15 protein-coding genes are annotated in these 18,425 nt (G+C 63.7%); 8 read left to right on the top strand and 7 right to left on the bottom strand.

What is annotated here, in order from left to right:
* Positions 1 to 270: 270 nt before the first annotated feature.
* On the bottom strand, positions 271 to 2,091 hold the full coding sequence (gene typA, locus ACNFH5_RS20700; protein WP_024766660.1) for a translational GTPase TypA: 1,821 nt from the start codon (positions 2,089 to 2,091) through the stop codon (positions 271 to 273).
* Positions 2,092 to 2,261: 170 nt separating this feature from the next.
* Positions 2,262 to 3,716 (bottom strand): tRNA uracil 4-sulfurtransferase ThiI, encoded by a 1,455-nt coding sequence (gene thiI, locus ACNFH5_RS20695; RefSeq protein ID WP_401090004.1) that lies wholly within the window; start codon positions 3,714 to 3,716, stop codon positions 2,262 to 2,264.
* A 332-nt stretch (positions 3,717 to 4,048) separates the two neighbouring features.
* Between thiI and glnA the strand changes: the two genes are divergently transcribed.
* Positions 4,049 to 5,458 carry a glutamate--ammonia ligase gene (gene glnA / locus ACNFH5_RS20690; RefSeq protein ID WP_045215805.1) on the top strand — a complete coding sequence of 470 codons (1,410 nt, stop codon included), beginning with the start codon at positions 4,049 to 4,051 and terminating at the stop codon, positions 5,456 to 5,458.
* 230 nt (positions 5,459 to 5,688) lie between these two features.
* On the opposite strand, the gene ACNFH5_RS20685 is transcribed toward glnA, so the two are convergent.
* Complete coding sequence (locus tag ACNFH5_RS20685; protein ID WP_416749113.1) at positions 5,689 to 7,896, bottom strand: mechanosensitive ion channel family protein; 2,208 nt, start codon at positions 7,894 to 7,896, stop codon at positions 5,689 to 5,691.
* Between the two features lie 194 nt (positions 7,897 to 8,090).
* Between ACNFH5_RS20685 and ACNFH5_RS20680 the strand changes: the two genes are divergently transcribed.
* The 4 genes from ACNFH5_RS20680 to ntrC all read left to right on the top strand — a co-directional run bounded on the left by ACNFH5_RS20680 (position 8,091) and on the right by ntrC (position 11,930).
* Positions 8,091 to 8,633, top strand: coding sequence for a DUF4124 domain-containing protein (locus ACNFH5_RS20680; RefSeq protein ID WP_416749111.1), 543 nt, complete (start codon positions 8,091 to 8,093; stop codon positions 8,631 to 8,633).
* A gap of 11 nt (positions 8,634 to 8,644) precedes the next feature.
* The gene (locus ACNFH5_RS20675; RefSeq protein ID WP_416749150.1) at positions 8,645 to 9,214 is read left to right on the top strand and encodes a DUF4124 domain-containing protein; all 570 of its coding nucleotides are present in this window, start codon (positions 8,645 to 8,647) and stop codon (positions 9,212 to 9,214) included.
* A gap of 206 nt (positions 9,215 to 9,420) precedes the next feature.
* A complete protein-coding gene (glnL, locus tag ACNFH5_RS20670; protein ID WP_024766655.1) occupies positions 9,421 to 10,497 on the top strand; it encodes a nitrogen regulation protein NR(II) in 1,077 nt (358 codons plus the stop codon).
* A 2-nt stretch (positions 10,498 to 10,499) separates the two neighbouring features.
* Positions 10,500 to 11,930 (top strand): two-component system response regulator NtrC, encoded by a 1,431-nt coding sequence (gene ntrC, locus ACNFH5_RS20665; RefSeq protein WP_416749109.1) that lies wholly within the window; start codon positions 10,500 to 10,502, stop codon positions 11,928 to 11,930.
* A 419-nt stretch (positions 11,931 to 12,349) separates the two neighbouring features.
* Here ntrC and trmL read toward each other — a convergent pair whose 3' ends face one another.
* On the bottom strand, positions 12,350 to 12,811 hold the full coding sequence (trmL, locus tag ACNFH5_RS20660) for a tRNA (uridine(34)/cytosine(34)/5-carboxymethylaminomethyluridine(34)-2'-O)-methyltransferase TrmL (protein ID WP_081515348.1): 462 nt from the start codon (positions 12,809 to 12,811) through the stop codon (positions 12,350 to 12,352).
* 52 nt (positions 12,812 to 12,863) lie between these two features.
* On the opposite strand from trmL, the gene ACNFH5_RS20655 reads away from it, so the two are divergent.
* Positions 12,864 to 13,262, top strand: a complete 399-nt coding sequence (locus tag ACNFH5_RS20655; protein WP_416749107.1) for a hypothetical protein — start codon at positions 12,864 to 12,866, stop codon at positions 13,260 to 13,262.
* 843 nt (positions 13,263 to 14,105) lie between these two features.
* On the opposite strand, the gene secB is transcribed toward ACNFH5_RS20655, so the two are convergent.
* The 3 genes from secB to ACNFH5_RS20640 are packed head-to-tail and all read right to left on the bottom strand — an operon-like array spanning position 14,106 to position 15,304.
* The gene (gene secB / locus ACNFH5_RS20650; RefSeq protein ID WP_416749105.1) at positions 14,106 to 14,588 is read right to left on the bottom strand and encodes a protein-export chaperone SecB; all 483 of its coding nucleotides are present in this window, start codon (positions 14,586 to 14,588) and stop codon (positions 14,106 to 14,108) included.
* A gap of 37 nt (positions 14,589 to 14,625) precedes the next feature.
* A complete protein-coding gene (gene grxC / locus ACNFH5_RS20645; RefSeq protein ID WP_045215790.1) occupies positions 14,626 to 14,880 on the bottom strand; it encodes a glutaredoxin 3 in 255 nt (84 codons plus the stop codon).
* A gap of 1 nt (position 14,881) precedes the next feature.
* A complete protein-coding gene (locus ACNFH5_RS20640; RefSeq protein WP_024762248.1) occupies positions 14,882 to 15,304 on the bottom strand; it encodes a rhodanese-like domain-containing protein in 423 nt (140 codons plus the stop codon).
* A gap of 145 nt (positions 15,305 to 15,449) precedes the next feature.
* On the opposite strand from ACNFH5_RS20640, the gene gpmI reads away from it, so the two are divergent.
* Both gpmI and ACNFH5_RS20630 read left to right on the top strand, forming a co-directional pair.
* Positions 15,450 to 16,985, top strand: a complete 1,536-nt coding sequence (gene gpmI / locus ACNFH5_RS20635; protein WP_416749102.1) for a 2,3-bisphosphoglycerate-independent phosphoglycerate mutase — start codon at positions 15,450 to 15,452, stop codon at positions 16,983 to 16,985.
* 138 nt (positions 16,986 to 17,123) lie between these two features.
* Positions 17,124 to 18,413, top strand: coding sequence for a murein hydrolase activator EnvC family protein (locus ACNFH5_RS20630; RefSeq protein WP_416749100.1), 1,290 nt, complete (start codon positions 17,124 to 17,126; stop codon positions 18,411 to 18,413).
* The last annotated feature ends 12 nt before the right edge of the window (positions 18,414 to 18,425 follow it).

Raw genomic sequence — 18,425 nt, 5'->3', positions numbered from 1 at the left:
CTCCCTGGCCTGCGTCCACGATCTCACAGCTTCGAAGGATAAGACGTCAGAAGGTGGTCATTCGGCCACGCTCCATGAAAAAGTCAGAAATTTCCTAAAGGGTGACATTTAGCTGTAGGAGCGAGCTTGCTCGCGAACCGCCCGGCTTCGGCGTTTTAGGGTCACTCGTTCGCGAGCAAGCTAGCTCCTACGAAGAACAACTCTCCAGCGCGGAAGACGGGCAAAAAAAAGCCGGGCAGGTGCCCGGCTTTTTTCGTACTGCTGGTCGAGTTAGACCTTGGCGCGCTCGTAGCGCTTGCGGTCGTTCTCGTTGAGCATTTTCTTGCGCAGACGGATCGACTTCGGCGTCACTTCCACCAGCTCGTCATCGGCGATGAATTCCAGCGCCTGCTCCAGGGTGAAGCGGATCGGCGGAACCAGGGCGATGACTTCGTCCTTGCCCGAAGCGCGCATGTTGTCGAGCTTCTTGCCTTTGGTGGGGTTGATCACCAGGTCGTTGTCGCGGCTGTTGATGCCGGCCAGCTGGCCTTCGTAGATCTCGTCGCCTGGGCCGAGGAACAGCTTGCCGCGGCTCTGCAGGGTTTCCAGCGAGTAGGTCAACGCGGTGCCGGTGGCCATGGAGACCAGTACGCCGTTCTGACGGTTGGTGACTTCGCCTGCCTTGATCGGGCCGTAGTGGCTGAAGGTCGAGGTCAGGATGCCGGTGCCCGAGGTCAGGGTCAGGAAGTTGTTACGGAAGCCGATCAGACCACGCGCCGGGATGGTGTATTCCAGGCGGACGCGGCCCTTGCCGTCGGGGATCATGTTGGTCAGATCGCCCTTGCGCAGGCCCATCTGCTCCATCACCGAGCCCTGGTGCTGCTCTTCGATGTCGATGGTGACGTTCTCGTACGGCTCCTGCTTCTCGCCTTCGGCGGTCTCGATGATGACCACTTCCGGACGGCCTACGGCCAGCTCGAAGCCTTCACGGCGCATGGTTTCGATCAGTACCGAAAGGTGCAGTTCGCCACGGCCGGAAACCTTGAATTTCTCCGGGGAGTCGCCTTGCTCGACGCGCAGGGCCACGTTGTGCAGCAGTTCCTTGTCCAGACGGTCCTTGATGTTGCGGCTGGTGACGAACTTGCCTTCTTTACCGGCGAACGGCGAGTCGTTGACCTGGAAGGTCATGCTCACGGTCGGCTGGTCGACGGTCAGCGGCGGGCGCGCTTCGACGTTCTGCGGGTCGCACAGGGTGTCGGAGATGTACAGCTCGTCCATGCCCGAGACGCAGACGATGTCGCCGGCTTCGGCTTCAGCGACTTCGATGCGCTGCAGGCCCGAGTGACCCATGATCTTCAGGATACGACCGTTGCGCTTGGTGCCGTCGTCGCTGATGGCCACGACCGGGGTGTTGGTCTTGACCTTGCCGCGGGCGATACGGCCGATGCCGATCACGCCGAGGAAGCTGTTGTAGTCCAGCTGGGAGATCTGCATCTGGAACGGACCGTCGACGTCGACTTTCGGCGCCGGAACGTGGTCGATGATCGCCTGGAACAGCGCGTCCATGTTGTCGTCCATCTTCTCGTGGTCCATGCCGGCGATGCCGTTCAGGGCACTGGCGTAGACGATCGGGAAGTCCAACTGCTCGTCGGTGGCGCCGAGGTTGTCGAACAGGTCGAAGATCTGATCGATGACCCAGTCAGGGCGCGCGCCCGGACGGTCGATCTTGTTCACCACGACGATCGGACGCAGGCCGGCCTTGAACGCCTTCTGGGTCACGAAGCGGGTCTGCGGCATGGGGCCGTCCTGGGCGTCGACCACCAGCAGTACGGAGTCGACCATGGACATTACGCGCTCAACCTCGCCACCGAAGTCGGCGTGGCCGGGGGTGTCGACGATGTTGATGCTGTAGTCGTTCCATTTCAGGGCGGTGTTCTTCGCCAGAATGGTAATGCCACGCTCTTTTTCCTGGTCGTTGGAGTCCATCACGCGCTCGTTTTCCGCTTCTTTGCGGTCGAGGGTGCCGGACAGGCGCAGGAGCTTGTCTACGAGGGTGGTCTTGCCATGGTCGACGTGGGCGATGATGGCGATGTTGCGCAGTTTTTCGATCACAGTGTCAGTCTCGATAGTGAATCTTCGGCTGCCGTTGTCGGCAGCGGGGGCCGGGCCGTGGCGCGGCGGTGCAAAAGGTCAGGGCGTGAGCCTACGCACCGAATGTGTCGGGAGGTCGGTGGCGGATACTGCCGCCGAACAGTCCGGGCTGGCGGCGTTGGTCCGCGCCTTTATTGCGGACGGTAAACACGCACATTGGTGTGCCCTTCGTTGACCAGGTGGTGGGCGTGCAGGCGACTCATCACGCCCTTGTCGCAATACAGGAGGTACTGGCGGTTGGGGTCCAGTTCCTTGAACTTGCTGTTGATCGCATAGAACGGCATGGCCAGGACTTCGATGCCCTCGATGGCCAGCGGTTCATCTTCCTGGGCATCCGGGTGACGGATGTCCACCACGATCTGGCCGGCCAGCACTTCGTCGACCATTTCCACCGCCAGGTCCTTGCCCAACTCGTCGATCACGCGGTCGACGGTCATCTGGGTGGAACGCTCCAGGGCGCGGTCGAGCACGGCCATGTCGAACTTGGTTTCTTCGTGGTCGACGCGGTACGGCTTGGCCTGGGTGGTCGGGTTCACCGAAATCACGCCGCAATATTCTGGCATGTGCTTGGCGAACTCGGCGGTGCCGATCTGCGTGGCGGTGTCGATGATGTCCTGCTTGTGGCTGACGATCAGCGGACGCAGCACCAGGGTGTCGGTCACCCGGTCGATCACCGAGAGGTTCGGCAGGGTCTGGCTGGACACCTGGGAAATCGCCTCGCCGGTCACCAGCGCGTCGATCTCCAGGCGCTCGGCCACGCGGCTGGCGGCGCGCAGCATCATGCGCTTCAAGGTCACGCCCATGTAGCTGTCGTCGACCTTGGTGAGAATCTCGCCGACCACTTCCTCGAAGGGCACGCTGACGAACAGCACGCGCTGGGAACTGCCGTACTTCTTCCACAGGTAGTGCGCGACTTCCATCACGCCCAGTTCGTGGGCACGGCCGCCGAGGTTGAAGAACACGAAGTGGCTGATCATGCCGCGGCGCATCATCTGGTAGGCCGCCACGGTGGAGTCGAAGCCACCGGACATCAGCACCAGCACCTGCTCCAGCGCGCCCAGCGGGTAGCCGCCCAGGCCATCGTGCTGGGCGTGGATCACGTAGAGGCGGTCGTGGCGGATTTCCACGCGCACTTCCACTTCCGGGTTCTTCAGCGAGACGCCCGCCGCACCGCAGTGCTGGCGCAGGCCGCCACCGACGTAACGCTCCACATCTATAGAGGTGAAGGGGTGCTTGCCGGCGCGCTTGCAGCGCATGGAGAAGACCTTACCCGGCAGCTTGTCGCCGAAGTGGGCCTTGCACTTCTCGAGGATGTCGTCGAAATCGCCCAGCGGGTATTCGTGCACTTCCAGGAAGTGGCCGATGCCTGGCGTGCAGGTCAGGCGCTCGATCATCTCGCGCAGGACTTTCGGGTCGGTGACCTTGGTCTCGACCTCGAGGTTGTCCCACTCGCCCTCGACCAGCAACTCAGGGTCGAGATCGCGGAGCACCGTGCGAATGTTCTTCGCCAGCTGGCGGATGAAGCGCTTGCGCACCGGCCGGCTCTTGATGGTGATTTCCTGGAAGACCTTGACGATGAGTTTCATGCGAACCGGGCGATTGCCATGGGACTGAAAAAAAGGGGCGGAATTATATCCGAAATTGCTCAAGACTTGAGCAGAAATCGGAGACTTTCTTTTTGGTGCACCAAAATGGACTTATGCACCACGACGGAGCACCAAAGCGGTGCACTATTTCCGTGCAATTATCCGTAACACACGCCAGAGCCCGTGATTTCAGGGCCCCTGCCCGTTTACGGGCACTGGCACGCAACTTGCTCTCTTGTGAGGCAGGTTGCCCTGGCGGAGTATTCCGGCCGGCATCACCCGATACTGGGGCACGAAAAAGCTCCCAGCTCTAATCCCTCCTGGAGGACAGCATGTCGTACAAGTCGCAACAACTGATCAAAGATCATGACGTGAAGTGGGTTGACCTGCGCTTCACCGATACCAAAGGCAAGCAGCAGCACGTCACCATGCCCGCCCGCGACGCGCTGGACGACGAGTTCTTCGAAGCCGGCAAGATGTTCGATGGCTCCTCCATCGAAGGCTGGAAGGGCATCGAAGCCTCCGACATGATCCTGCTCCCGGACGACAGCACCGCCGTGCTCGACCCGTTCACCGAAGAGCCGACCCTGATCATCGTTTGCGACATCATCGAGCCGAGCACCATGCAAGGCTACGAGCGCGACCCGCGCAACATCGCCAAGCGCGCCGAGGAATACCTGAAGTCCACCGGTATCGGTGACACCGTATTCGTTGGCCCGGAGCCGGAGTTCTTCATCTTCGACGAAGTGAAGTTCAAGTCCGACATCTCCGGCTCGATGTTCAAGATCTTCTCCGAGCAGGCTTCCTGGAACACCGACGCTGACATCGAGACCGGCAACAAAGGCCACCGTCCGGGCGTCAAGGGCGGCTACTTCCCGGTACCGCCGGTCGACCACGACCACGAAATCCGTACCGCCATGTGCAACGCCATGGAAGAAATGGGCCTGGTCATCGAAGTTCACCACCACGAAGTGGCGACTGCCGGCCAGAACGAAATCGGCGTGAAGTTCAACACCCTGGTTGCCAAGGCTGACGAAGTTCAGACCCTGAAGTACTGCATCCACAACGTCGCCGACGCCTACGGCAAGACCGTGACCTTCATGCCGAAACCGCTGTACGGCGACAACGGCTCGGGTATGCACGTTCACATGTCCATCTCCAAGGATGGCAAGAACACCTTCGCTGGCGAAGGCTATGCCGGCCTGTCCGATACCGCCCTGTACTTCATCGGCGGCATCATCAAGCACGGCAAGGCGCTGAACGGCTTCACCAACCCGGCCACCAACTCCTACAAGCGTCTGGTTCCGGGCTTCGAAGCCCCGGTCATGCTGGCCTACTCGGCCCGCAACCGTTCCGCCTCGATCCGTATTCCGTACGTATCCAGCCCGAAAGCCCGCCGCATCGAAGCGCGCTTCCCGGACCCGGCTGCCAACCCCTACCTGTGCTTCGCCGCGCTGCTGATGGCGGGCCTGGACGGCATCCAGAACAAGATTCACCCCGGCGACGCCGCCGACAAGAACCTGTACGACCTGCCGCCGGAAGAGGCGAAGGAAATCCCGCAGGTTTGCGGCAGCCTGAAAGAGGCGCTGGAAGAACTCGACAAGGGCCGTGCGTTCCTGACCAAGGGCGGCGTGTTCACCGACGAGTTCATCGATGCCTACATCGAGCTGAAGTCGGAAGAAGAAATCAAGGTGCGCACCTTCGTGCACCCGCTGGAATACGACCTGTACTACAGCGTCTGATCCACGAATACCTATAAATAGCGACAGCATTAAGGCCTCCTTCGGGAGGCCTTTTTTATGGGCTGGAGAAAACCGCTGGCGCCTGTGCCTGTGCCTGTGCCTGTGCCTGTGCCTGTGCCTGTGCCTGTGCCTGTGCCTGTAGGAGCGAGCTTGCTCGCGAATCGCACAGCACTGGAGTCACCGGATAACTCGTTCGCGAGCAAGCTCGCTCCTACAACGGAAGGCCGGTTTCAGATCCCGCCGTCGGCCGGTGCGCCTTGCTCCTCGTCGTCCTCGCGGCGCGATTTGCGCATGCGCGAGAGCTGCACATTCAGGCGCGGCATGGAGAGTTCCAGCCCGGCCTTGTCGAGCTTCTGTCGCAGGCGCAGGTTGAAGGCGCGCTGCACTTCCCACTGACGGATCGGCGCGGTCTTGAAGCGGAAGCGCAGGATCGCCTGGCCGGCGTCGAAGCTCTCGATGCCCTGGATTTCCAGCGGCGACCAGATGGCGCGGTTGATGGTGCGGTCGGTGCGCAGCTCACCGGAGACTTCCTTGACCAGCGCCAGCGCATCGTCGATCGGCATGCTCGCCGGCACCGGCCAGCGGAACATGGCGTAGCCGAACTGCCGCGAGTAGTTCTTGATGCTCTTGATCTCGCTGAACGGGATGGTGTGCACCACGCCATCCAGGTCGCGCAGGCGCACAGTGCGGATGGTCAGGCCTTCCACCGTACCGAGATGGCCGCCAACGTCGACGTAGTCGTCGATCGACAGCGAATCCTCGATGATGATGAACAGACCGGTGATCAGGTCCGCCACCAGCGACTGCGCGCCGAAACCGATCGCCAGGCCGATGACGCCGGCACCGGCTAGCAGCGGCGTGACGTTCATGCCCATGTTGGCCAGGGCGACGATCAGGGCGATCACCGCAATGGTCACGAACAGCACGTTGCGGATCAGCGGCAGCATGGTCAGTGCACGGGTGTTGGCGCTCTTCTTGCCGCCCAGGCCGAGGCTGTGCTGCACCGCGGTGTCGGTGAGAATCCAGACCAGCCAGGCGACCAGCAGGGTGGTGCCGAAGCTGAACAGCTTGAGACTGATCTGCGAGCCGTCGCCCTCGGCGAAGCGCACCAGCGACATGCCCCAGACGCGCAGGCCAATCTCCAGGAAGAACAGCAGGCTGGCGATGTGCAGCAGGGTGTAGCCGAAGCTCTGCAGTTGCTCGATGTACGGTGCGTGACGGCGGGCGCCGCGCCGGGTAGAGCGCTGGTGGGCGCGGCGGATCAGGCCGTTGGCGGTCATCGCCACCACTGCCACGACGGCGCAGACCAGGGCCCGGCGCAGGGCATAGCTGCTGTCGCCGGCCGTGACGATTGTGGCGAACAGCGAAATGCCCACCAGCACCAGCACCGGCAGGAACCAGATCGAGCCGATCAGTTCGACCAGGTCGCTCAGCCCGCGGCGTTTGAGGCGGCGTTCCAGCGGCTGATTGCGAATCAGGTGGGCGATGGGCCGGCGGAACTGCAGGACGAACAGTGCAGTGAGCAGTGCCGCGCAGATGTTCGCCACCGAGCCGACGAACAGCGAGATGTTCATCCCCAGGCTCTCAATGACGCGCGGGTCGTGCATCACCTCACCCAGCGCGGCAAGGCTGCCGATCAGCCAGAGGGGGCGGAAGGCGCGGCGGCGCAGGATATCCAGCGCACGCATGCGGTGCGGGCCGCTGAGCAGCGACAGGGAGATCACGCACAGCGCGGAGAACAGGGTGCCGCACACCAGGGTGTAGGCGATCACCATGGCCACCAGCTTGCCGAGCGAGCTGGGCAACACCACGGACAGGTAGACGGTGATCAGGAAGGCAACCAGCCAGGGGCCGAGCTTGCGCAGGGCGAACAGCAACAGGTCGCGGGTCTTGGGATGCTGCGGCAGTTCGTCTTCCAGGCCGAAGCGCTTGCGCATGCGCCCGGCGAACCAGCGCAGGCCGAGGGCAACGCAGGCCCAGATGAGGATGACCAGGGCGAAGTCGAGGATCATTCCCGGCCATTCCGCCAGCGACGGCGTGCGCGCCTCCAGTTCGAAACCCGCCCCCTGGAACAGCTCGGCCCAGCGCACCACCGGGCTGTTGGCGCCTTCGAACTGCTTCTCCAGGCTGCCCAGGGTGTCGCCGATCAGGCCGAGCACGCCGCCCTGCTCGTCCGAACTCTTCTTCGTCGCATCGCGCAGTTGCTTGAGCTTCTTCAGCAGATCGGCACGCTGCTGGTCGCTCTCCAGGGTCTTGATCACCTGGTTCAGCGACTGCTCCAGCTGGGCGTCGCTGACCTTGGCCTCGCCCCCACCCGTCACCCCGGCCAGCGGCCCGGGAAGCGCCGCCAGCGCGGGCCCGGCGACGGACAAGCCGAGGCCCAGGCAGCACAGCAGCAGCCACTGACGAAGCAGGTAACGAATTGGAATCACAGGCACACCCCACAACGATGGAAAATGACGCTCGCCCGCATCATACAGACGCCGGCGCCAGGCTCGGACCCGTCCTGCGCAGGAAAGGTCCTTGCGCGAGCAGCAGCGCACAACGCGCAGCGCCCTGCTGAAAGACAATAGGCAACTTGCCAGCCGCCGTCGGCGGTGCAAGGCTTGGCATGACCATCCGGAGATTCTTCATGCGCCTGATCCTCACCGCCCTGCTGCTCGCCGCCGCATTGCCAGCCAGCGCGCAGATCTACAAGTACACCGACGCCAACGGCAAGACGGTGTTCACCAACCAGCCGCCGACCAATGTCGACGCCAAGCCCGTGGAGTTGCCGCCGACCAACACCGTCGGCCCGCAGGCGCCCGTCGCCGCGCCCGCCGACAGCACTAGCCAAGCGACCACGACCTACCAGATTCTCGCCCTGAGCAACCTGCCGGACGACGAATCGCTGCGCCAGAACAACGGCACCTTCACCGTGAATGTCGTGGTGCAACCCGCGCTCGCTCCGGGTCACCAACTGCAACTGGTGCTTGACGGCCAGCCCTACGGTGCACCGACCAGCAGCACCAGCATCGGCCTGCAGGAAATTGACCGCGGCGACCACACCCTGGCGGTCCAGGTGCTGCAGGGCAGTCGCGTGATCCAGGCCAGCTCGCCGGTGAGTTTCACTCTGCAACGTATCAGCACCAACAGCCCGCAACGGCCCAAGATCCAACCCAGGACGGGCGGCTGACGATGCGCTATCTGGTGATGCTCCTGTTGTCGGCGCTGTTCTGCCTGTCGGCCAGCGCCGAGGTCTACACCTACATCGACAAGGAAGGTAATCGCGTCTTCACCGATCAGCCACCGCGCGGCAACGCACAGAAGCTGCAACTGGCGCCGATCAACTCCCAGCCCGGCTCGCCCAACGGCGTGCGTATGCCGCCGCCGCTCTACGCACCGACAACACCCGCGCTGCCGGCCGGCCCGCCGGCGTACCAACTGCTGCGCATCATCGTGCCGGAGCCCGATGCCACCGTGCGCGCCAACGACGGCGCGCTGATCGTTTCCGCCACCAGCGACCCGGCCCTGCTCCCCGGCCATCTCTACCGCCTGCTGCTGGACGGCAAACCGGTGGGCGACCCTGGCCGCAGCCCGGTATTCCCGCTCTACAACATCGATCGCGGGACTCACCAGCTGTCGATCGAGATCGTCGACACCCTCGGCCGCACCATCGAGCAGACGCCCAACCAGCCCTTCCACATGTTCCGCGTCTCGGTCGCCGAAGCGGCCACCCTGGACGCCACGCCAGAGTTCAACGCCGCCAGCCGCTGAGTCCGTGCGGCGGCCGGTACAAATGCACCATATCGGTGCATATGCCTGCACCACTTTCTATACTCTCCCCATTTCAGGTCACTCCCGCTGGCCAATCTGGCCGCCTGCGCGCAGCAAATCAGCGCAATGCCGCGAAATACGCGTCTTTTCAGGGCCTGGTTTGCTTTTTGCATTTTCCCGCACAGTCTTGGGACATTCCTTACGCCATGCCTACAGAAACCCAGCTCCGCCTGTTGCTCGACAACCTCACCACGGCGGTGATCCTGCTCAATGCCGAGCTGCGCCTGGAGTACATGAACCCGGCGGCGGAAATGCTCCTGGCGGTCAGCGGGCAACGCAGCCACGGGCAGTTCATCAGCGAGCTGTTCACCGAATCGCCCGAGGCGCTGCAGTCGCTGCGCCAAGCGGTGGAAGAGGCGCATCCGTTCACCAAGCGCGAGGCGACCCTGACTTCGCTGACCGGACAGACCATCACTGTCGATTACGCGGTGACGCCGATCCTCGACCGCCGCGATACCCTGCTGCTGCTCGAAGTCCACCCACGCGACCGGCTGCTGCGGATCACCAAGGAAGAGGCGCAGCTGTCCAAGCAGGAAACCACCAAGCTGCTGGTGCGCGGCCTGGCCCATGAAATCAAGAACCCGCTGGGTGGTATTCGTGGCGCGGCACAGCTGCTTTCCCGCGAGCTGCCGGATGAATCTCTCAAGGACTACACCAACGTCATCATCGAAGAAGCCGACCGCCTGAGGAACCTGGTGGATCGCATGCTCGGCTCGAACAAGCTGCCGCAGCTCTCGGTGACCAACGTCCACGAAGTGCTGGAGCGCGTCTGCAGCCTGGTGGAGGCCGAGACCCAGGGCACCATCCCGCTGGTGCGCGACTACGACCCGAGCATCCCTGACCTGCTGATCGACCGCGAGCAGATGATCCAGGCGGTGCTCAACATCGTGCGCAACGCCATGCAGGCGATCGCCGCGCAGAACGAACTCAAGCTGGGGCGCATCACCTTGCGCACCCGAACCCTGCGCCAGTTCACCATCGGCCACACGCGCCATCGTCTGGTGTGCAAGGTCGAGATCATCGACAACGGCCCGGGCATTCCGGCTGAACTGCAGGACACCATCTTCTATCCCATGGTCAGCGGCCGTGCCGACGGCACCGGCCTGGGCCTCGCCATCACCCAGAACATCATCAGCCAGCACCAGGGCTTGATCGAATGCGAGAGCCATCCCGGCCACACCGTGTTCAGTCTGTTCCTGCCCCTGGAACAAGGAGTGCATTGACCATGAGCCGATCAGAGACTGTCTGGATCGTCGACGACGACCGCTCCATCCGCTGGGTACTGGAAAAAGCCCTGCAGCAGGAAGGCATGACCACCGTCAGCTTCGACAGTGCCGACAGTGTGATGAGTCGCCTGGGCCGGCAGCAGCCGGACGTGATCATCAGTGACATCCGCATGCCCGGCTCCAGCGGCCTGGACCTGCTGGCGCAGATCCGCGAGGTGCACCCGCGCCTGCCGGTGATCATCATGACCGCGCACTCGGACCTGGACAGCGCCGTGGCCTCTTACCAGGGCGGTGCCTTCGAATACCTGCCCAAGCCCTTCGACGTCGACGAGGCCGTCTCCCTGGTCAAGCGCGCCAACCAGCATGCCCAGGAGCAGCAGGGCCTGGAAGCGCCGACCAACCAGACGCGTACCCCGGAAATCATCGGTGAAGCGCCGGCGATGCAGGAGGTGTTCCGCGCCATCGGCCGTCTCTCGCACTCCAACATCACCGTGCTGATCAACGGCGAATCGGGCACCGGCAAGGAGCTGGTGGCCCACGCCCTGCACCGCCACAGCCCGCGCGCAGCCTCGCCGTTCATCGCGCTGAACATGGCGGCGATCCCCAAGGACCTGATGGAATCCGAACTGTTCGGCCACGAGAAAGGCGCCTTCACCGGTGCGGCCAACCAGCGCCGCGGCCGCTTCGAGCAGGCCGACGGCGGCTCGCTGTTCCTCGACGAAATCGGCGACATGCCGGCCGATACCCAGACTCGCCTGCTGCGTGTGCTGGCCGACGGCGAGTTCTACCGCGTAGGGGGGCACACCCCGGTGAAGGTGGATGTGCGGATCATCGCCGCGACCCACCAGAACCTGGAGAACCTGGTGCGCGAGGGCAAGTTCCGCGAAGACCTGTTCCACCGCCTGAACGTCATCCGCGTACATATTCCGCGCCTGGCCGACCGCCGCGAGGACATCCCGGCGCTGGCCCGGCACTTCCTCTCCCGCGCTGCACAGGAACTGGCGGTGGAGCCCAAGCTGCTCAAGCCGGAAACCGAGGAATACCTGAAGAACCTCGGCTGGCCGGGCAACGTGCGCCAGCTGGAGAACACTTGCCGCTGGATCACCGTCATGGCCTCCGGCCGCGAGGTGCACATCGATGACCTGCCGCCGGAGCTGATGACCCAGCCACAGGACAGTGTGCCGGCCGCGAACTGGGAACAGGCCCTGCGCCACTGGGCCGACCAGGCGCTGGGGCGCGGGCAGTCGAGCCTGCTGGATACCGCCGTGCCGGCCTTCGAACGGATCATGATCGAGACCGCGCTCAAGCATACCGCCGGCCGCCGTCGCGATGCAGCGGTGCTGCTGGGTTGGGGGCGCAACACCCTGACCCGCAAGATCAAGGAGCTGGGCATGAAGATCGACGGCCCCGACGAGGATGGCGAGGACTGAAGTCCTTCCATGAAAAAGGGGCCGAAAGGCCCCTTTTTCATACCCAACCATTACCCGAAACGCGTTCTCTGCCGACACCCCCTGTAGGAGCGAGCTTGCTCGCGAACGCCCCAACTTCCGTGCCATCCGGTGATGCTGTTCGCGAGCAAGCTCACTCCTACAAGGGCGCTACCCTGTGCAGGCCAGCCCTGTCATGCCTTGGCAACATCTATCCCCAAAACCTGTGGATAACACTGTGCACGGAACGGGGAAGGAACGTGCTACAGCCCAGAGCACGCGCGGTCTGCGGGTTTGCCTGGTTTCTGTGCAGGAATTTCCGGCTTGCCCACATCCACTGTGCGCCCGTCTGTGGATAAGCTTGGGGCAAGCCGCTGCGCTCCGCGCCGGGCGCGGGTTTGCGCGGATCGATCAGAAAACGTTCAATCCATGGCGAAGCCGTGCTGGCGCCAGGCTTCGTAGACAGTCACCGCCACGGTGTTGGACAGGTTCAAGCTGCGACAGCCGGGGCGCATCGGCAGGCGTACACGCTGCTCGGGCGGCAGGGCGTCACGCACCTCTTCGGGCAGGCCACGGCTTTCCGGGCCGAACAGGAAGGCGTCGCCGCGCTCGTAGGCCACTTCGTGGAACGGTTGCGAGCCCTTGGTGGTGAAGGCGAACAGGCGCGGCTGGCCGAGCTGCTCCAGGCACTCCTCGAGACTGGCGTAGCGGCGCACGCTGGCGTACTCGTGGTAATCCAGCCCGGCGCGGCGCAGGCGCTTGTCGTCCAGCTCGAAGCCCAGCGGCTCGATCAGATGCAGGCTGCAGCCCGCATTGGCGCACAGCCTGATAATGTTGCCGGTGTTTGGGGGGATTTCCGGTTGAAAAAGGATTACGTGGAACATGCAGCGCTCCGAGCCTGAGAACGGCGGGCATTCTACCCCCGCGCAGGAGCAAATGCGGCCCAGGCCCTGGCTCAAGGTGATGGTTTCGCTGTGCGTGCTCGGCCTGATGCTCGGCCTGATGCTCGGCCGCCTGCTCAATCCACCGCACGAGGGGCCGCCGCAGATCCTTGCTGTAGAGCCTTCGGCGAATGGTCTGATGCTCACCCTGGATGCCCAGCCCGCCGTGCGCGCCGGCCAGCTGGACGGCGCCCTGGCGCTGCAGATCGACGCCAGCGGCGCGGCACAGCAGGGCCAGTTGCGGATCGGCGACGCGCCAGTGCGCTGGAAACTGGAGCCACGGGACAAGGGGGTTCTGCTGACGCTGCTGTCGACCCGGCGCCTGCAGGGCACCTGGGACAGCGCAGAGGTCCAGGGCCGGTGGCGCCTGAACATCAGCGCGCGGCCCGAATAAAAGCGGGGTTTTCCCGGCCTGCCTGGTCCGGGGCCCCGAAGCGGGAAGCGAGTCCTCCAGACGGAGAATCGCGGCATAAAAGAGGGGTTTACCCGGCCTGCCTGTACCAGGACCCCTAACGGGTGCGCGGAGCGCCGTGGCGCGCCTGCGGGCATAAAAAGGGGGCTTTCCCGGCCTGCCTGTACCAGGACCCCCGAACCGGCTGCGACGGCCACCGCTTCGGGCGGCGCGCTCGCAAGATGTAAAAGAGGGGTTCCCCAGCCTGCCTGTACCGAGGCCCCTGAAATTGCTGTTACCAGGGGTATTGCAGAGGGCGTGCCAAAGTCGCTGCCGACCTCGAACGGCACACCGATCGAACGGTTACAGACCTGTAATGGCGGGGCTTTCGGCGATTTATCAAGCATCCGCATGGCGGCATCCGAAGGGCAAATGCCGAGGCGGCGGAGTGCCACCCGCCTGCGCCCCTCTAGTGCGCACGCACCAAACTTGAACGTGGGACGGTGGCTTCACCGCCCCTGTAGGAGCGAGCTTGCTCGCGAACAGTCGTGGCATCGAGCGCATCACCACAAACGGTTCGCGAGCAAGCTCGCTCCTACAAAAAGGCGTTCACGCCTGAGCAGCCGTAGGGCGTACAACCGTTCGCGGTTGTACGCCGATATCTCCGCTCCATGCCCGCCCCCCGGAGCACGCTGGAACGAGTGTCCAAGCCAATCCCGAGGTGTCGGAAACCGAGGTCAATCGACGGATAACGTCGAACGTTATCCGCCCTACGTTCGGCGCCGCGCCAATCTGCGGGCAAAGAAAAAGGCGCCCGAGGGCGCCTTTATTCCACGACCGCAGCGATTACGGGGTCGGGATTTCGCCGGAAGCCTGCATGCGGGCGATTTCCTGCGCGTACAGCGCATCGAAATTCACCGGGGACAGCATCAGCGCCGGGAAGGAACCACGGACAACCAGGCTGTCCAGGGTTTCACGGGCGTACGGGAAGAGGATGTTCGGGCAGAAGGCACCCAGGGTGTGGCTCATGCTGGACGCGTCCAGGCCCTTGATCAGGAAGATGCCGGCCTGCTGCACTTCAACGATGAAAGCGGTTTCTTCGTTGTTCTTCACGGTTACCGAAACGGTAAGGACCACTTCGTAGAAGTCGCCATCGAGCTGCTTCTGACGGGTGTTGAGGTCCATGGCGATGCTCGGCTGCCACTCCTGACGGAAGATTTCCGGAGCCTTGGGGGCCTCGAAGGAGAGGTCGCGCACGTAGATGCGCTGCAGCGAGAACTGCGGGTTGTTGTCTTGCTCGGCTGCGCCGTTGCTGGCTTGTTCAGTCATTTCGGGACCTTCTTGTGCATCGTTTCAGAATGTGGGATCACGCCGAGAGCAGCGTATCCAGCTTGCCCGCGCGTTCCAGCGCGTAAAGATCGTCACAGCCGCCGATGTGGGTTCCGTCGATCCAGATCTGCGGCACCGAAGTGCGACCCGCCTTGCTGGCCATTTCGGCGCGTACGCCAGGCTTGCCGTCCACGGAGATTTCCTCGTAGGCGACTCCCTTCTTGTCCAGCAGGGCCTTGGCGCGGATGCAATAAGGGCACCACGCGCTGGTGTAGATCAAGGTCGACGACATCTCACTTCACCAAGGGCAGGTTATCGCCACGCCAGCTGCCGATGCCGCCGGAGAGTTTCGCGGCGGTGTAGCCGGCCTTCTGCAGCACGCTGCACCAGGTGCCCGAGTGCTGGCCCATGCCGTCGACCACGATGATGGTCTTGGCCTTGTGTTTGTCCAGCTCGCTCATGCGGGCGTTCAGTTTGTCCGCCGGGATGTTCAGCGCGCCGACGATGTGGCCGGTGGTGAATTCCTTGGTCGGGCGGATATCCAGCACCACGGCCTGTTCGGCGTTGACCATGGCGGTCAGTTCGCGGGTGGACAGCGCGCGGCCGCCCTTGCGCATTTCGTGCAGCGCCAGCAGCACCAGCAGGATGACCAGGGCACCAACCAGCAGGTAGTGGTGGGTGGCGAATTCGATCAGACGAGGAAGAAACGAAGACATGCGCAGGACATCCAGACGTAAAAATGCCGGCCAGTATACACGCGCGTATCTGACGGCTGAACCCTAGGGATCATGGCGTCTGTCGGCACCAAAAGGTAAAATGTGTGTCCTTTTCTGACCCCTATTCTCGGAAAGAGCCGTAACTATGACTGCAACGCCCAAACCGCTGGTCCTGATCATTCTGGACGGCTTCGGCCATAGCGAGAGCCCCGAATACAACGCCATCTATGCCGCGAAGAAGCCCAACTGGGACCGCCTGCTGGCCAGCCAGCCCAACGGCCTGATCTCCGGCTCCGGCATGGACGTCGGCCTGCCCGACGGCCAGATGGGCAACTCCGAGGTCGGTCACATGAACCTGGGCGCCGGCCGCGTCGTCTATCAGGACTTCACCCGCGTCACCAAGGCCATCCGCGACGGCGAGTTCTTCCAGAACCCCGTGCTGACCGGCGCGGTCGACAAGGCCGCGAATGCCGGCAAGGCCGTACACATCCTCGGCCTGCTCTCCGACGGCGGCGTGCATAGCCACCAGGACCATCTGATCGCCATGGCCGAGCTGGCCGCCCAGCGTGGCGCCGAGAAAATCTACCTGCACGCCTTCCTCGACGGCCGCGACACGCCGCCCAAGAGCGCCGAGCCTTCGCTGAAACTGCTCGACGACGCCTTCGCCCGCATTGGCAAGGGACGCACCGCCAGCATCATTGGCCGCTACTTCGCCATGGACCGCGACAACCGCTGGGACCGCGTCGAAGCCGCCTACAACCTGATCACCGATGGCGCCGCCGAATTCACTGCCGACACTGCCGTGGGCGCGCTGAACGCCGCTTATGAGCGCGGCGAGAGCGACGAATTCGTCAAGGCTACCCGCATTGGCGAACAGGTACGCGTGGAAGACGGCGACGCCGTGGTCTTCATGAACTTCCGTGCCGACCGCGCCCGCGAACTGTCGCGCGCCTTCGTCGAGCCGGGCTTCAAGGAGTTCCCGCGCCAGCGCGAACTGCACCTGGCCGAGTACGTGATGCTGACCCAGTACGCAGCAAGCATCCCGGCGCCCAGCGCGTTCAAGCCCGAGTCCCTGGACAATGTGCTGGGCGAATACCTTGCCAAGAACGGCAAGACCCAGCTGCGCATCGCCGAGACCGAGAAATACGCCCACGTGACCTTCTTCTTCTCCGGCGGCCGCGAAGAGCCGTTCGAAGGCGAAGAGCGCATCCTCATTCCTTCGCCCAAGGTCGCTACCTATGACCTGCAGCCGGAAATGAGCGCGCCGGAAGTCACCGACAGGATCGTCGACGCCATCGAGAACCAGCGTTTCGACGTGATCATCGTCAACTACGCCAACGGTGACATGGTCGGCCACACCGGCGTGTTCGAAGCGGCGGTAAAAGCCGTCGAGTGCCTGGATACCTGCGTCGGTCGGATCGTCGAGGCGCTGGACAAGGTTGGCGGCGAAGCCCTGATCACCGCCGACCACGGCAACGTCGAGCAGATGGAAGACGCCATGACCGGCCAGGCGCACACCGCGCACACCTGCGAGCCGGTGCCCTTCGTCTACGTCGGCAAGCGCAAGCTGAGCATCCGCGAGGGCGGCGTACTCGCCGACGTGGCTCCGACCCTGCTGAACCTGATGGGTCTGGTGCAGCCAAAAGAGATGACCGGCAAATCCATCGTTACCCTGCTTTAATGGGTATCGATTTGGCGGGAACGTGAGCCGTCTCCCGCCGGTCAGAGCAAACGCCCCACGCCATGCGGCCTGGGGCGTTTTTTTTAATGTCCGCCACGGGCATACTAGGCCGTCCAGACTTCAGGTCCCCGCCGCCCAATGCCTCGCGCCCTCCTCCCGCTGCTGCTGATCTGCCTCCTGAGCCCGCTCGCGGTCGTTGCCGACGAACGCGCCGACGCCCAGCGTCAGCTGGAGCAGACGCAGAAAGACATCAATGAGCTGAAGAAAAACCTGAAGAGCATCCAGGACGAAAAGTCCGGGGTGCAGAAGCAGCTCAAGTCCACCGAGACCCAGATGGGCGACCTGGAAAAGCAGATCAAGCAGATCCAGGACGAGATGAAGAAGAACGAGGAAGAGCTGCAGCGCCTCGACGGGGAGAAAAAAAAACTCCAGGGCGCGCGCCTTGAGCAGCAGCGCCTGATCGCCATCCAGGCCCGCGCCGCCTACCAGAGCGGCCGGCAGGAATACCTCAAGCTGCTGCTGAACCAGGAACACCCTGAGAAGTTCAGCCGCACCCTCACCTACTACGACTACATCAACAAGGCGCGCCTGGAACAGCTCTCGGCGTTCAACGAGACGCTGCGCCAACTGAGCAACGTCGAGCAGGAAATCACTTCGCAGAAGGACGAGCAGGTCGCCCAGCAGAGCGCTCTCGAAGCCCGCCGCCAGGAACTGACCGATGCCCGCAAGGCGCGCCAGGAGACCCTGGCCAAGCTCAACAGCGACCTGAAGGACGGCAGCAGCAAGCTCAAGGATCGCGAGCAGAGCCAGGAAGACCTGAACAAGGTCCTCAAGACCATCGAGGAAACCCTCGCCCGCCAGGCCCGCGAAGCCGAGGAAGCGCGCCAGCGCGCCCTGGCCGCCGAGCGCGAGCGGGTCAAGCGTGAGCAGGAGCTGGCCGCTCGCGGCGAGAAGCCCGAAACGCCGTCCAAGCGCGCCGACTACAGCGGCCCGCTGGTCTCCAGCGGCGCTGGCTTCGGTGGCGCCTTTGCCGCCACCAAGGGCAAGCTGCCCTGGCCGGTGGATGGTCGCGTCCTGGCGCGCTACGGCAGCCCGCGCGGCGACGACCCCCGCGCCACCTGGGACGGTGTGCTGATCGGCGCTTCGGCCGGCAGCACCGTGCGTGCCGTGCATGGCGGCCGAGTGGTTTTTGCCGATTGGCTGCGCGGCTCAGGGCTGTTGGTGATTCTCGACCACGGTGGTGGCTACCTCAGCCTTTATGGGCATAATCAAAGTCTTCTGAAGGACGCCGGCGATACCGTCAAAGCGGGCGATCCCATTGCAACCGTGGGAGCCAGCGGGGGTCAGAGTACCCCGGCGGTGTATTTTGCCATTCGCCATCAGGGCCGCCCGGCGGACCCTTCGACCTGGTGTCGCACGCAGGGATAAGCGGCGAACACG

The sequence above is a fragment of the Pseudomonas sp. NY15435 genome (assembly GCF_048068295.1).
Lineage (GTDB): Bacteria > Pseudomonadota > Gammaproteobacteria > Pseudomonadales > Pseudomonadaceae > Pseudomonas.
This window is presented reverse-complemented; position numbering and strand designations above follow the sequence as displayed.